Below are 14,231 nucleotides of genomic sequence, written 5' to 3' on the forward strand. Positions count from 1 at the left end.
CGAAATGCCGAAGCACCGCAGGGGTGTTCGGCATTCCGGACCGCCCGTTTCAGATGTGGTCGACCAGGCCTATGGCACCCTCGGACACGGCGCAGTGCACGCAGCAGAAGAATCTGCCCTCGGACTCCACGCCGTGTCCGATGATCTTGCAATTGCAGTGCTCGCAGATGGGTGCCATACGGTGGATCGCACATTCGAAGCAGTCGAAGACGTGCCGCACTCCCTGAGCTTCGACGACGATCGGCATGGCGTAATCGTTACCGCAAACCTCGCATGCGCTCATTGACCGCACGCTACTCCGTGGGGCCGGTCCGGTGTTCCGGGTTCCGGCTTATGTGCCCCTCACCAGGGGCTCAAGGAGTGGTGAACGTTCCGAGTCCCGAGGACACGTTGGCGGCGACGCCGCCGGCGGTCACGATCGCGGCGATCCGGCCCGGTCCGGTGTTCACCGACACCGGGACCGGGGCGCAGTCGCAGGGCTGCTCCGCGGTCTCGCGAACGTCCATGTCGACGATGCCCGCCGCTCCGGTCGACAGGTTCGCCCACCAGATCCGGGCGGGCGAATCGAGCGGGTGCTTGCCGTCGAACGGCGGCGGGTTGGCGACACCGAAGGTGGTGACTCCGGGTTCGTTGCCGACGGTCGCCGTCAGGAAGATCGTGAATGATGCTGGGACACCCCATGATTGGGATACCTCCAGCAGCGGGAGTTGGAACGTGGTCGTCTCGGCGGCGTGCGCGACGGCGTGCTGTTCCAGAACCAACGCACCGGCCACCACACCCGCGAAACCCAGCCTGCCGACCATGCCGGCCCGCTGAACCACCTTGCTCGTCACTAGCCCTCCTCACTGTTGATTCCTGCATGTGCATCTGATTCCTGCATGTGCATCGAGTGATTTCTGCGTGCATCGAGATCGGCGGTGCGATGACGATCGATCACGCGATCGCCGGATCGGCAAGGCCGACATCCGCAAGCGCAGCGACGCCGGTCCATTCACCAGGGCGCCGTGATCGAGCACCTTGCCATCAAGGAACCCAAGATGCGATTTTCACCGCATCGAACCGCGCGTCGCTGCGCGTGTCGCTCAGGAGAAGTCAGCGAGGTGGTCGGCTGCCCAGTCGGCGTAGGTGCGGGGAGCGTGGCCGGTGAGGTCTTCGATGACGGTATTGAGTGCGGCGGGCTTGCCGACGGTTTCGGCCATCAGGTCGAACAGGGCGTTGATGAAGGCCGGGTCCATGAACTGGGCCATCTGGGCGCGCACCGGGGCGTCGTCGAGTTCCTCGAAGGTGAGGGGACGGTCGAGGGCCGCGGCCAGGATCCCGACCTGCTCGGTCTGGGTGAGGGACTGCGGGCCGGTCAGGTCGTAGGTCATTCCGGCGTGGCCGCCGGGCAGTACCGCGGCGGCCACCTCGGCCACATCGTTCTCGTGGACCACCGACGCGGCGGCCTGGCCGTAGGCGGCGCGGATGACGTCGCCGCCGGCCAGCTGCATGGCGAAGGTCAGGGAGTTGATGGCCGGGAACAGCAGGCGCAGGAACGTCCATTCGATGCCGGACGCCTCGATCGCGGCTTCGACGTCGCGGTGGTACCGGGCGATCACGTCGGGCTGGGCCTGCGCGCCGTCGACCACCGCGCCCGAGGACAGGAAGACGATGCGCCGCACTCCGGCGCGGCGGGCGGCGGCCAGCAGGGGAGCGACCTCCATGCCGTAGGGGAGCACCAGGAAGATCGCCTCGACGCCTGAAACCGCTTCGGCCAGAGCGTCTTCGGAGGTGAGGTCGCCTGCGGTCACCTGTGCGGCCGCGGGCAGCCCGGCGGTCTCGGGGCGGCGGGTCAGAGCCCGTACCGGCAGGCCCGCGGTCAGCAGGGCGTCCACGGACTGACGGCCGAAGTGAGCGGTGGCGCCGACGACGAGGTACATGGGTTCTTCCCTTCGGATCAGCGACCCGGGTCGGTCGCATGCGGCGACAGTATCAGAACGGAATGTTCTATTCCAATTCAATTTCACGCTTGATCCGAGCGGAGCCCTCTGCTTCACTGGAACGGAACAGATCATTCCGTTCTGATTAGGCATCGGCGTCAGGAGACAGCCATGACCGTCACGGTCGACCATCCGCCCCTCGAAACCTCCACGATCACAACCGATTCCGCCGGACCGTTGCCGCGGCGGTGGTGGGGGCTGCTCGCCATCCTGGCCGCGACCCTGCTGAATCTGCTGGACGCCACCATCGTGAACGTGGCCGCGCCCGCCATTCGCGGCGAGCTCGGCGGGTCGGTGGCGACCGTGCAGTGGCTCAGCGCGGGATACACCCTGGCCATGGCGATCGGGCTGCTGACCGGCGGGCGGCTCGGCGACATGTACGGGCGCAAGCGGGTGCTCATGATCGGGCTCGCCGGATTCCTGATCGCGTCGCTGCTGTGCGGGGCCGCCGGGTCCATCGAACTGCTGCTGGCCGGACGGGTGGTGCAGGGCTTGTTCGCGGCGGTCATGGTGCCGCAGTGCTTCGGTCTCATCCGCGATCTGTTCGGACGCGAATTCGGTAAGGCCTACGCGGCTTTCGGGCCGCTCATCGGCGTCGCCACCATCGCCGGGCCGATCGTCGCGGGACTGCTCATCGACGCCGACCTGCTCGGCAGCGGGTGGCGTGCCATCTTCCTGATGAACCTGCCGCTGGGCGTGGTGGCGCTGGCATTGGGCGCGTGGATCCTGCCCGCCGCCGCCCCGCTGCCGGGTCTGACCTTGGACCTGCGCGGTGCGATCGTGGCCGGCGCCGGTTTGGGCATGCTGCTGTACCCGCTGGTCGAGGGGCGCGCGGCCGGGTGGCCGAGCTGGATGATCGCCATGGCGATCGCGTCCATTCCGGTACTCGGACTGTTCGCCCGGGATCAGGTGCGCCGCTCCCGCGCCGGGCAGGCCGCGCTCATCGAGACCAGTGTGTTCGCCAAGCGTTCCTACACCTCCGGCATCGGCTTCATCACTGTGTTCTTCGGCGGCGTCGGCGGATTCTCGCTGGCGGTCGGGCTGTTCCTGCAAATGGGTCTCGGCTTCAGCGCGCTGCGGGCCAGTTTGACCATGGCGCCCTGGGCAATCGGCGCGTTTCTCGGGTCCGGAGTCAGCGCGGGCCTGGCGCCCAAGCTCGGCCGCAAGGTGCTGCACCTGGGCCTGGGCGGGATGCTGCTCGGCCTGATCGCCCTGTTCTGCCAGTTCAGTTCGGCAGCAACGCCGACCGCGCTCGCTCTGGCCCCGGCGCTGCTGGCGTACGGGCTCGGGATGGGCATGATCTTCGTGCCGCTGTTCGGCATCATCGTCGGCGAGCTCGATGATCACGAAATCGGTTCGGCCTCGGGGCTGCTGGAGTCCTTCCAGCAGGGCGCGGCGGCGCTCGGTGTTGCCATTCTCGGCACGGTGTTCTTCAGCGGCTTCGCGCTCGGCGACGGCCCGGCGGTCGCGGTGACCGCCATCCGCGCCGTCACCGGGGTGGCGATCGCGCTCACCGTGGCTTCCTTCGCGGTGGTGTACGGCCTGCCGAAACAGGCCGCCGCGCAACCGCACTGATCGCGCATTGCCCATAGGCCCGCCCCGGCATCCGTCGGGGCGGGCCTTCGTTCAGTCACCTGACTTGATGCAACCATAGTCAGCATCTACGGTATCTAACTATGGTTGAAACAAGTCAGGTGGATTCTGCTGCGCAACAGACGCGGAATCGTTCGGATCTCGTTCTGCTGGTGCTGTGTTCGGCGGCCTTCATGGCGATGCTCGATACCTTCATCGTCAATGTCGCCTTCGAGGCGATCGGGGAGGGCTATCCCGGGTCGACATTGTCGGATCTGAGCTGGGTCCTGAATGGGTACACGATCGTGTATGCCGCGCTGCTGATTCCCGCCGGGCGGCTGGCCGATCGGTTCGGGCGCAAGCGGGGATTCCTCATCGGCCTCGCGGTTTTCACGCTCGCCAGCGTGGCGTGCGCGCTCGCCCCGACCTTGTGGTGGCTCATCGGATTCCGGGTATTGCAGGCCGCCGGCGCCGCGGTGCTGACGCCGACCAGCCTGGGGCTGCTGCTGACCGTGCTGCCGGTGGAACGGCGCGCCGGGGCGGTGAAGATCTGGGCCACCTCGACCTCCCTCGCCGCCGCGATCGGGCCGGTGATCGGGGGTGCGCTGGTGAAGGTGTCGTGGCAGTGGGTGTTCCTGGTCAATGTGCCGGTCGGCGTGATCGCGCTCATCGGCGCGCTGGCACTGCTGCCGGATACCAAAGGCGAGACGGTGGAACGGATTCCGGATCTACTGGGCGCGCTGATTCTCGCCATCGGACTAGGCGCGCTGGCGCTCGCGCTGGTGAAGGGCCAGGAATGGGGTTGGTCGGGGAGTTCGACGCTCATCGCCTTCGCGGCGGCCGCCATTGCCGCGGCGCTGGTGATCGCCCGAGTGCTCACCCACGCGTCGCCCATCATCGATCCGGCCCTGATGAAGGTTCGAACCTTCTTCTGGGCCAATGTGACCGCCCTGCTGTTCTGCACCGCCTTCGGTGCGGTGCTGCCCAGCGTCGTGCTACGGCTCGAGGGTGGCGCGGGGTACAGCGCCCTGGCCACCGGGCTCGCGGTGGCTCCCGGCCCGCTGATGGTGCCTGTGTTCGCCGCGGTGGGGCAGCGCCTGACCGGGCGCGGCTGGTCGGCCGGTTATCTTGTAGCCCTGGGTAATTCGTTGGTTTTCCTGGGCGCGTTGGTCTTGGCTCTGAGTGCCCGGACCGAGGTCGACTACCTGACCCAGGTACTGCCCGGTTGGTTGATCATCGGTGTGGGCGTCGGCTTCTCGTTGCCCAGCCTGCTGGCCTCCGCCACGGTGGATCTGCCGCCCGCCCGGGTCTCGACCGGCAGCGGCATCGTGAACACCAGCCGCCAGCTCGGCTACGTCCTCGGTGTCGCCATGCTGGTCGCCCTGCTCGGCACGCTCACCGCCTCCGAGGGTGACTCGCTCGACAGGTTCACGCACTCATGGTGGGCGATCGCGTCGGTGGCTCTGCTCAGTGTGCTGACCGCGCTCGGCATCACGGCGCGGCGTGCCTCGACCGGTTCGTGAGACAGGTTGCCGAATGGGCGGCTCCTCGAATGGTTCATCATTTTCTGAATACAGATTCTGATGTACTGTCAGGGTGTGGACGCCCTGCTGCACCGTGATGCGCTTGCCCGGTTCGGGCATGCTTTGTCGGATCCGACGCGGACCCAGATTCTGCTGAGTTTGCGGCGGGAGCCGAGTTATCCGTCGGAGTTGGCGGAGCGGATCGGGGTGTCTCGGCAGATTCTGTCGAATCATCTTGCGTGCCTGCGGGGTTGCGGACTCGTCGTCGCGGTGCCGGAGGGGCGGCGGGCGCGGTATGAGTTGGCGGATGCGCGGATCGGGCGGGCGCTGGATGATCTGACCGGGCTGGTGTTGGCGGTCGATCCCGCGTGTTGTGCGGCGGCCGAGGCCGAGGGGTGCTGTTGATGTCGGCGTCGCTGGGGATGCCGTCCGCTGGGGTGGTGGGGCCTTCGGCGGAGCGGAGGGCGCTGCTGGCGAGTCGGATTCGCTGGTTCGTGGCGGCGACCATCGGCTACAACGTGGTCGAGGCGATCGTCGCGCTGAGTGAGGGCGCTCGGGCGTCGTCGACGGCGTTGATCGGGTTCGGTCTGGACTCGGTGATCGAAGTGTCCTCGGCCGCGGCGGTCGCGTGGCAGTTCGCGGGCCGGGATCCGGAGCGGCGGGAGCGGACCGCGTTGCGGATCATCGCGTTCTCGTTCTTCGCGCTGGCCGCGTACGTCACGGTCGACTCGGTGCGCGGGCTGGCCGGTGCGGGGGAGGCTCGGCACTCGCCGATCGGGATCGCGCTGGCGGCGGTGAGTCTGGCGGTGATGCCGGTGCTGTCGTGGGCGCAGCGCCGGGCCGGGCGGGAACTCGGGTCGGCCTCCGCGGTGGCCGATTCGAAGCAGACGCTGCTGTGCACCTATCTGTCCGCGGTATTGCTGGTCGGACTGGTGGTCAACACTGCGTTCGGCTGGTCGTGGGCCGACCCGATCGCCGCTCTCGTCATCGCCGTCATCGCGGTGAAGGAAGGTGTCAACGCGTGGCGCGGTGACACCTGCTGCCCGTCCCCGGCCGCGCTCGGAGCAGGCGCCCGAGCGGCGGACCGTGAGTGCGACTGCTGCGAGGACTGAATCCGATTGCGCGGCGGCGTTGTTCGACCTGCCGCCGCCACGAATGTCAGCCGATCTCGACGACACGGGCCCACGATGGGGGCTTGTCGGGGACGAAGCCCGTGTCGTCCGCGGTCCAGGTGATGGGGCGGCGGAAGAGTCCGACCACGGTTCGAGCGGACGGACACTGCTTGGGCCAGGGGGTTTGGCCGTCGGTGAGGACCACCAGGACATCCGGGCGGGGTTGGGCGCGTGCGGCTTTGGCGAAACCCGCACAGAGGTCGGTGCCGCCACCGCCGATCAACGGAATGCTCTCGGACTGGCAGAACGGGCCCGCGATGTGCGCCGCGGCATCGCAGGAGATGACGGTCAGGAGGTCCTTTCGGCCGCCCAGAGTCCGGGCTATGGCGGCGGTTTCCACTAGGGCGCTGCCCAGTTCGGTGTCGCTCACCGAGCCCGAGGTGTCGATGATGACGGTGACGCGGGGTGGGGTGCGGCGCAGGGTCGGGAGAATGGTTCGGGGGAGGGCGGTGGCGCGGCGTGACGGTCGCGAGTAGGTGTGGGTTGCGCCGAGGCCGGGCGCGGAGGCGGCGGAGCGGAGGGCCGCGCCGAGGAGATCTCGCCAGGGCTGGGGTGGGTGGAGGGCGCGGTCGGCCCAACGACGCCAGCCTTCGGGGGCGTCGCCGGGCTGGCCGACAATACCTTGGGCGACACGGAATTTGACGGCGTCCCGTTGCTGGTCGGTCAAGCCGTCGGCATCGCCCGGGCCCAGATCCCACTCGCGGTCGAGACCGTCGGCGCCGCTGCCGCAGTCGAGCCAGGCCAGGTGCTGGGCGTCGACGGTGAGCCGGAACTGGTGGAGGTAGTCCTCCATGAGCTCGCCCGGGGACAGCCCGAGGGTGGCCGGGGTGACCGCGTCCTCGGGCTGGATCAGGCCGTCGCCGAACGCGTCGTCGTTGATCTCGGCGTCGGCGGCGATGTTCATGCGGAGGCGTTCGGCGGGGCCGGACAGGTTGTGGGCCTGGGCGAAACGATCGCTGCGGCCGTGGTGGTCGCGGAGGAGATGGGAAACCTCGTGCACGAGAATCGACGCCAGATTCTCGACTGGGGTGTGGTCGACGAAGGCGGGGGAGACGTAGCAGCGCCAGTAGCGGTCGACGGCCATGGTGGGGACCCGGCGGGATTCGACGATATTCAGGGCGTAGAGGGCCGTGGCCAGGTAGGGCCGGGCGCGGACGGCCAGCAGGCGGGCGGCGAAGAGCTTCTCGGAGTCCAGGATCGGGGTCATCGGCCCACCTGCGCGGTGACGCGGGCGGCGGCGCGGTCCGCGCCCTGGGAGACCGAGACCATGCCGGTGAGGCGCTCGATCGAGGCGGGCACGTCCCAGGTTTCGTGGCGCAGACTCGCGAGGGTGGTGGCCGGAACGACCACCAGGTCGGGAGCGCCGGTTTCGGCGGCCTTCGCCAGCAGCGCCCAGGCGGCGTCCCAGCGGGCCTTGGTGCGGCGGCTGCGCACGGCCGCCACCACGGCGTCGAGCGCCGCCTGCCGTAGGTCGCCGCGGGTCGGCAGGTCGGCGGCGTCGGGATCGGCGAGCAACAGCTCGGGATCCGGGAGATCCATGCGGTCGATGCTGGTGAGCAGCTCGAACCCGGGGCCGTCGCCGACCGAGCCACGGACCAGCAGCGACAGCACGTCACGGCCGGCCCCCGCGGCGGTGGCGAAGGCGATGAGCCGCACCGTCATCTCCCAACTGCGCGGCGACGGCCACGCGCCGCCCCGACGAGCCTCGCTGCTGGGCAGCTGGTGCACGAGCTTCGGGCGGCCCGAGAGCAGGCCGCACACCGCGCGACGGGCGAAATCGACTGCCTCCGGGAACTTCTCGGGATCGAGCGTGGGCAGCGTCGCGTACGGCCACGTCCCGCCGAGACCGCGCACCACCACCTCATGGTCGTGCACCCAGTTCAGGTGGACGAAACGGTTGGCCAGCGGCGGGCTCAACTCCCAGCCGTCGGCCGCCGAGGACCGCGGGTTGGCGGCGGCCACGATCCGGACGCCCGGCGGCAGTCGCAGGGTGCCGATCCGGCGTTCCAGCACCAGGCGGAGCAGGGCGGCCTGGACGGCGGGCGGCGCGGTGGACAGCTCGTCCAGGAACAGCAGGCCACGCCCGGCGCGCACCAGGCGGACCGCCCACTCCGGCGGGGCCATGGGGACACCCTGGGTGGCGGGATCGTCGCCGATGATCGGCAGGCCCGAGAAGTCCGACGGTTCGTGCACGCTGGCGATCACCGTGGTCAGCGGGAGGTCGAGGGCGTCCGAGAGTTGGGTCAGGGCCGCGGTTTTGCCGATGCCCGGCTCGCCCCACAGGAGAACCGGCAGGTCGGCGGCCACGGCCAGGGTGAGGGCTTCGAGCTGAAGATTGGGCCGGGGCTCGGTGGCGACATCGCCCAGCAGGGTCAGCAGGTCGCCCGCGATGGCGAGTTGGGAGTCGGAATGGGCTTCAGTAGACATGCGTGAATCACCTTGGGAGTTCAGAGGAATGGGGAAAGGCGCGACGGCCGGGGATCAGCGGGAGGTCGCGTTTCGTGGATGGGCGCGGTGCGTCGGCCGAGGAATGCAAGGGAACGGCTTGGACAGGCCGGATCGGAACAGGCCGTAGGTGATCCGTTGCCGCGCGGCCGCCTCCAGCTCGTCGCGCAGCGCGCCCTCGCGGAGCAACGCGTCGGGACCCAGAGCGCGCTCGACAACGGTCAGTGCACCGGCGGTGTCGCCGTGCATCAACCGTTCCCGGACATCGGACAGCCAGTCCGGTTGCCGGTGCGCCCGGTCGATCGCCTGCAGACACGGCAGGGGAGTGCCGGTCAGGGCGACCAGCAGCTCCTCCCGCCGGACCTCGGCGGGAGCGTGATCCAGGGCAGTCAGCACCCCGTCCACCAGTGCCACCCGATGCAGCTCGCCGCGGCACTCCACCAACAGCGTCCGACCGTCCTGACCTGTGCCACCGGAGGTTTCGGACCTCGAATGGCCCGGCTCCAGCGCCGACGCGACCAGTGGATGCAGCCGATCGGCCGTGATCGCACCCGCGCGCAACAACTCCAGATCGGGCAGCACCCAGGTCGCGGCATCGGGCAGCACAGGTAGCCCGGACATCTCGCCGCGTGGATATCGCTCGGCGATTCGCACATCGGGCGGATCACCTGCGTGCGAATACAATTCGAGAACGATCCGCCGCCGAACCCCGGCCCGCACGAGCACCTGGCCGCCGGTATTCCCTTCGGCGCGCAGCAGAATCCCGGCCTCGTCGGCCCACCGGTCCACGGCGCAACCGGGTGGGGCCGCGCCCGAGAGTTGGGTCTCGATTTCGTTCGGGCTGTCGAGTCGCACTGCCCCGGAACGTATTCGGAGCTCGTCGCTACGAAGCGAATCCCACAGGTGGCGATGAAGATCGAGCCGATACCGCCGGTCCGGACGGGGATGCGGATGCAAGGTGCCCACGTCCCGGTCACCGGATCCGTCCCACAGCGCGAGACTCACCCGCTGACCGGCATCTGCCCACGCGGGAGCGGTCCGCACCACCAGATGAACCGAATCGGCTCCGCCGCAGCCACTTCCGTACTCGTCGCCGCCGTACCGAGCCAGCGACATCGTCAGCCCGGGCCGCAGCAATCCGTCAGGAGCGACCCGGGGCAGATGCCAGCGCAGCAGATCCGGTGCCAGACTTCGCAGATCGTCTCGAACGCGAGCGGCAAGCCCTCGCCCATGGACGCGGGCCACGGCCCGCAGATCGATATCCACATCGAAACCCGCTGCGGCACAAGCCCCAGCCCAATCCCCGGCACGACGCCGAGTGGTAGCGGTCTCGATCATGGAGGGCGGCACGGCGAGCTCCCGCACGCGCAGCCAGAATGAATGTCGGGAAGTCGTCCCGTTCGCGGTGGATGGGTGCATCAGCACTCACCAGAAGCGAACGAGACCCCCAATCGTGGATTGGAATGAGTAATCATCGAGCCGATCATAACGCCCCACCCCGATCCGGGCCACCCGGCCGGATCGAGGAGTGATCGGCATCCACTCGGGATCAGATGACGGTGCAGTGGGACGGGGGAGCGGTCTCGGCGGCGGAGCTGGTCATGGTGCCGCCCTTCAGCTGGCACAACAGCGTCTGGAGTCCGAGGCCGACCAAAGTGCCCGAGCCCGAGGCGGAGCCGCTGTCGGCGACGGGGGTGGCGGGCTCGGGCGCCGCGGCGGCGGTGGCGGCCAACGGGCCGAGGGCGAGAAGTGTGCTGGTGGAGGCTGCGGCGATGAATCGGTTCACGGAGGGTCCCTTTCGACGGGACGAACAGTAGTTGCGGTCGTTCCGTTTGGAACGACCGCAACTTTGGGGGCATCGCGTCGACAGCCGGGCTAGAGCACCGCCTGGGTCTGGGTCACCTTGGCGACGAGAGCGCCCGCGTCATCGCGGATCTCGGTCTCCACGACGATGAAGCTCCGGCCGGTGTGCAGCGGCGTGGCGGTGGCGGTGGCGTGACCGGACCGCAGGGCGCGCACGAAGTTCGTTTTCGACTCCACGGTGGTCGTACCCTGCTTGCCCGCCGGGAGATTCAGGTACGCGCACACCGCCGCGGTGGCGTCGGCCAGCGCCATCAGCGCGCCGCCGTGCAGGGAACCGCCCAGCGTGCACAGGTTCTCGCGCCAAGGCAGCCGGCTGCGCACGAGTTCCGGGCCGCAGTCGAGAACCTGCACGCCGAGGCTCTCGGTGAACGGCATGGTGGCGAACAACTGGGGGCCGATCGGGTCGGCGGAGATGTCGGTCATGGGATCGACTGTGCCCGCCGCGGCGCCCGGAGTCGATTACCTCAGGGGTAAACGGCTGGGCCCCGCCCGATCGGAGACGGGTGCCCGGCCGGTGTGTCTGGAAGACTCGCCGGGTGCAGGTGAGTGTGCTCGGACCGGTTCGGGTCCATGCGGAGGACGGGACCCGGGTCGAGATCTCCGGCGTCCGGGTGCGAATGCTGGTGGCGCGATTGGCGCTGGAGTCGGGGCGCGATGTGTCGGTCTCCGCGCTCGTCGACGGCCTCTGGGGCGAGGAACCGCCCGCCGAGGCGTCGGGCGCGTTGCAGGCGCTGGTGTCGCGGCTGCGCAAGGCCCTGCGCGATGTGGGCGCCGTCGAATTCGGGCCCGGCGGCTACCGGCTGCCCGGGGTCCGCGTGGACGCGGAGCAGTTCGAGGATCTGGTGCGGCGCGGACGGCAGGAACTGGCCGCGGACCGTGCCGAACCGGCTGCCCGACTGCTGGGCGAGGCCCTCGAGCTGTGGCGCGGGCCCGCCCTCGGCGACGTACTCGACGCCCCGTACGCCCAGACCGCCGCGACCCGGCTCGACGATCTGCGGGCCGCCGCCCTCGAGGACCGCTTCGAGGCCGATCTGCGGTTGGGCCGCCACATCGAGGTGCTCACCGACCTCGAGGTCGCGGCCTCCGACAATCCGCTCGGCGAACGGCTCGCCGCCCTGCGCATGCGGGCCCTCGCCGCGGCCGGACGGCAGTCCGACGCGCTGGCGGCCTACGAGGAGACCCGGGCCCGGCTCGACGAGGAACTGGGCATCGACCCGTCGGCGATCCTGCGCGAAACCCACCTGGCACTGCTGCGCGGCGAACTCGAAAGCCCCTCCCCGCGAAGGGAACCCGCGACCCGGAACCTCCCGGCCCGCCTTACCGGATTCGTCGGCCGCGAACCGGAGATCGCGGAAGTGATCGGGCTGCTGGCGGATTCACGACTGGTCACCATCGTGGGACCCGGCGGCGCCGGCAAGACCCGCCTCGCGCTCGAGGCCATGGACCGGCACGGCACCGGCGCGGTGTTCTTCGTCCCGCTGGCCGAACTGGGCGCACCCGACCAGCTCGCCGACGCCGTCGCGGGCGCACTCGACAGTGCTGCCGCCGAACGTCCCGACAAGACCGGCCGGCTGATCGAACTCCTCGACGTCGGGCCCGCCGTCCTGGTGCTCGACAACTGCGAGCACGTCATCGCGGCCGCCGCCGGGCTCGCCGAGACACTGCTGGACCGGCTGCCGCAACTGCGGGTACTCGCCACCAGCCGCGAACCCCTCGCCATCACCGGTGAGGCCCTGTGTCACCTGGGTCCGCTCGACGTGCCCGCCGAGACCGCGGATTCCGCTGCGGCCCAACGCTCCTCGTCGGTGCGGCTCTTCGTCGAACGCGCCGCCGCCATCCGTCCCGGCTTCGCGCTCGACGACGACACCGTCGCACCGGTGGTGGAGATCTGCCGCCGGCTCGACGGCCTCCCATTGGCCCTGGAACTGGCCGCCGCGAAACTGCGCGCCATGAGCGTCGACCAGGTGGCCCGGCGGCTCGGCGACCGCTTCCGGCTGCTCACCTCCGGCAGCCGCACCGCCCTGCCCCGGCAGCGCACCCTGCTCGCCCTGGTCGAATGGAGCTGGGATCTCCTCGAAGAGCCCGAAAAGGTCCTGGCCCGAAGGCTTTCCGCGTTCCCCGGCGGCGCGACCGCGGAAGCCGTCGAGATCATCTGCGGCGACGAGCAACTCCCGGCCGACGACCTGCTCTACCTGCTGGACGCCCTGGTCGAGAAGTCCCTGGTCACCGTGAACTCCGATGATCCGCCGCGCTACCGCATGCTGGAGACCATCCGCGCCTACGCCGCCGACCGGCTCGCGTCCTCCACCGACCACCTCACCGAGCCGTTCACCGACTACTACCTGACCCTCGCCGAACAGGCCGAACCCCACCTGCGCGGCACCGAACAGCTCGCCGCCATCGCCCTTTTCGACGCCGAACACGCCAACCTGGCCGCCGCGCTACGCACCGCGCTGGGGCAGCCGGCATCGCCGGAGATCGCGTCGCGGCTGGTGCGCGCCCTGTTCTGGTACTGGGGGATCCGGGGGATGAGCACCCAGTTCGAGAGCTCGCTGGCCGGAATCCTGGCCCTCGCGGATCAGCTGCCGGAATCGGCGCGCGCCGCGTTCCGGGTCATCGCCCTCATGGCCGGAGCCCCGCCCGCCGGAAGCTCGCTGTCGACACTGATCGAGGACTGCGTGGCAGCCGGTGGGCTGGAATTCCATCCCGCTGTACCACTGTGGACCGCGCTGCTGGCCGCCCGCGCCGAGGACGGGAAGCTCGCCGAACGACAGCTGCGGCAAGCCATGACCTGGCCGGATCCGTGGGTGCGGGCCAGCGCCCAGTTCGCCCGCGACATCGCCCTGACCGGGGAGGGACGGCTGGCGGAGGGAGTCGAGGCCCGGCGAGAAGCATTGCGAGGCTTCGAGATCGTCGGTGATCGCTGGGGCCTGGGCATGGCCCTGCTCGCGGACGGACGCGCCCACGCGGTGGCGGGCGAGCACGATCGGGCCCTCGCCGACTTCGCCCGCGCGGTCACCCTGGCGTCCGAACTCGGGACCGAGGACGATATCGCCGCCGCTCGCACCGCCCTCGCGGAAGAACGAATGCGTGGCGGCGAACTCGCCGAGGCCGCCGGCGATATCGAGGCCGCGCAACGACTCGCCGCCGACCAGGGCCTGGCTCGGCTGAGCGCGGTGATCCTCTTCGCCAGCGCCGAATTGCATCGCCGCACAGGTGATCTCGATCGTTCCGGCCGCGATCTGGAGCAGGTCGAACAGCGGATTCGTCACCTGCCCTACCCGGAACCCATGGCAGCCAACCAGATAGCGGTCGCGCGGCTGCGGAATCACCTCTCGGGAGCGGACGTCGGGTCCGCCCGTGCGCTGCTCCCTCAGGTGATCGACGGGTCGTTCGTGCACGGCGACTCCGCCCTCACCGCGCACGCGCAGGCTCAGGCCGCGGAACTGCTCGCGAAACTCCGTCTCCTGGAGGATGATCCCGCAGCGGCCGCCACGGCTCTCGGCCTCAGCGAGGTCATCCGCGGTGTCTTCGATCACGGAGAGCCCGAGCTGACCACGCTCGTCGCCACCCTCACCGAGCGTCTCGGCGAGGACGAGTACCACCGCGCATATCGCCTCGGGGCCGATCTCTCCAGGCCGGAAGCCCTGGGCCGCTTGACGGGGGCGGTGGGCTGA

13 protein-coding genes are annotated in these 14,231 nt (G+C 69.7%); 5 read left to right on the forward strand and 8 right to left on the reverse strand.

What is annotated here, in order from left to right; all coding sequences use genetic code 11:
- Window positions 1-49 precede the first annotated feature (49 nt).
- The 3 genes from ACWEOI_RS23540 to ACWEOI_RS23550 form a co-directional block, all read right to left on the reverse strand.
- Window positions 50-283, reverse strand: coding sequence for a hypothetical protein (locus ACWEOI_RS23540; protein ID WP_083869469.1), 234 nt, complete (start codon window positions 281-283; stop codon window positions 50-52).
- 70 nt (window positions 284-353) lie between these two features.
- Window positions 354-833 carry a hypothetical protein gene (locus tag ACWEOI_RS23545; RefSeq protein ID WP_433667072.1) on the reverse strand — a complete coding sequence of 160 codons (480 nt, stop codon included), beginning with the start codon at window positions 831-833 and terminating at the stop codon, window positions 354-356.
- Window positions 834-1,082: 249 nt separating this feature from the next.
- Entirely contained in the window at window positions 1,083-1,919 is an 837-nt protein-coding gene (locus tag ACWEOI_RS23550; protein WP_452361006.1) for an NAD(P)H-binding protein, read from the reverse strand.
- Between the two features lie 171 nt (window positions 1,920-2,090).
- Here ACWEOI_RS23550 and ACWEOI_RS23555 point away from each other — a divergent pair, with 171 nt between their 5' ends.
- From ACWEOI_RS23555 to ACWEOI_RS23570, 4 genes are all read left to right on the forward strand, one after another.
- On the forward strand, window positions 2,091-3,554 hold the full coding sequence (locus tag ACWEOI_RS23555) for an MFS transporter (RefSeq protein WP_452361007.1): 1,464 nt from the start codon (window positions 2,091-2,093) through the stop codon (window positions 3,552-3,554).
- Window positions 3,555-3,655: 101 nt separating this feature from the next.
- Complete coding sequence (locus tag ACWEOI_RS23560; RefSeq protein ID WP_452361008.1) at window positions 3,656-5,074, forward strand: MFS transporter; 1,419 nt, start codon at window positions 3,656-3,658, stop codon at window positions 5,072-5,074.
- Between the two features lie 60 nt (window positions 5,075-5,134).
- Window positions 5,135-5,479 (forward strand): ArsR/SmtB family transcription factor, encoded by a 345-nt coding sequence (locus ACWEOI_RS23565; RefSeq protein ID WP_452361009.1) that lies wholly within the window; start codon window positions 5,135-5,137, stop codon window positions 5,477-5,479.
- Window positions 5,479-6,186, forward strand: a complete 708-nt coding sequence (locus ACWEOI_RS23570; protein ID WP_452361010.1) for a cation transporter — start codon at window positions 5,479-5,481, stop codon at window positions 6,184-6,186. The genes ACWEOI_RS23565 and ACWEOI_RS23570 overlap by 1 nt, the downstream gene beginning before the upstream one ends.
- A 46-nt stretch (window positions 6,187-6,232) precedes the next feature.
- Here ACWEOI_RS23570 and ACWEOI_RS23575 read toward each other — a convergent pair whose 3' ends face one another.
- From ACWEOI_RS23575 to ACWEOI_RS23595, 5 genes are all read right to left on the reverse strand, one after another.
- Window positions 6,233-7,453 carry a vWA domain-containing protein gene (locus tag ACWEOI_RS23575; protein WP_433667066.1) on the reverse strand — a complete coding sequence of 407 codons (1,221 nt, stop codon included), beginning with the start codon at window positions 7,451-7,453 and terminating at the stop codon, window positions 6,233-6,235.
- Complete coding sequence (locus ACWEOI_RS23580) at window positions 7,450-8,673, reverse strand: AAA family ATPase (protein WP_433667065.1); 1,224 nt, start codon at window positions 8,671-8,673, stop codon at window positions 7,450-7,452. Before ACWEOI_RS23580 ends, ACWEOI_RS23575 begins: the two co-directional genes overlap by 4 nt.
- Window positions 8,674-8,727: 54 nt before the next feature.
- Complete coding sequence (locus ACWEOI_RS23585) at window positions 8,728-9,546, reverse strand: hypothetical protein (RefSeq protein WP_452361011.1); 819 nt, start codon at window positions 9,544-9,546, stop codon at window positions 8,728-8,730.
- A 694-nt stretch (window positions 9,547-10,240) separates the two neighbouring features.
- Complete coding sequence (locus tag ACWEOI_RS23590) at window positions 10,241-10,477, reverse strand: hypothetical protein (protein WP_452361012.1); 237 nt, start codon at window positions 10,475-10,477, stop codon at window positions 10,241-10,243.
- A gap of 89 nt (window positions 10,478-10,566) precedes the next feature.
- Complete coding sequence (locus ACWEOI_RS23595) at window positions 10,567-10,977, reverse strand: hotdog fold thioesterase (RefSeq protein ID WP_433667062.1); 411 nt, start codon at window positions 10,975-10,977, stop codon at window positions 10,567-10,569.
- A 113-nt stretch (window positions 10,978-11,090) separates the two neighbouring features.
- Between ACWEOI_RS23595 and ACWEOI_RS23600 the strand changes: the two genes are divergently transcribed.
- Window positions 11,091-14,231 carry a BTAD domain-containing putative transcriptional regulator gene (locus ACWEOI_RS23600; protein WP_452361013.1) on the forward strand — a complete coding sequence of 1,047 codons (3,141 nt, stop codon included), beginning with the start codon at window positions 11,091-11,093 and terminating at the stop codon, window positions 14,229-14,231.

The organism is Nocardia sp. NPDC004340 (genome assembly GCF_053602575.1).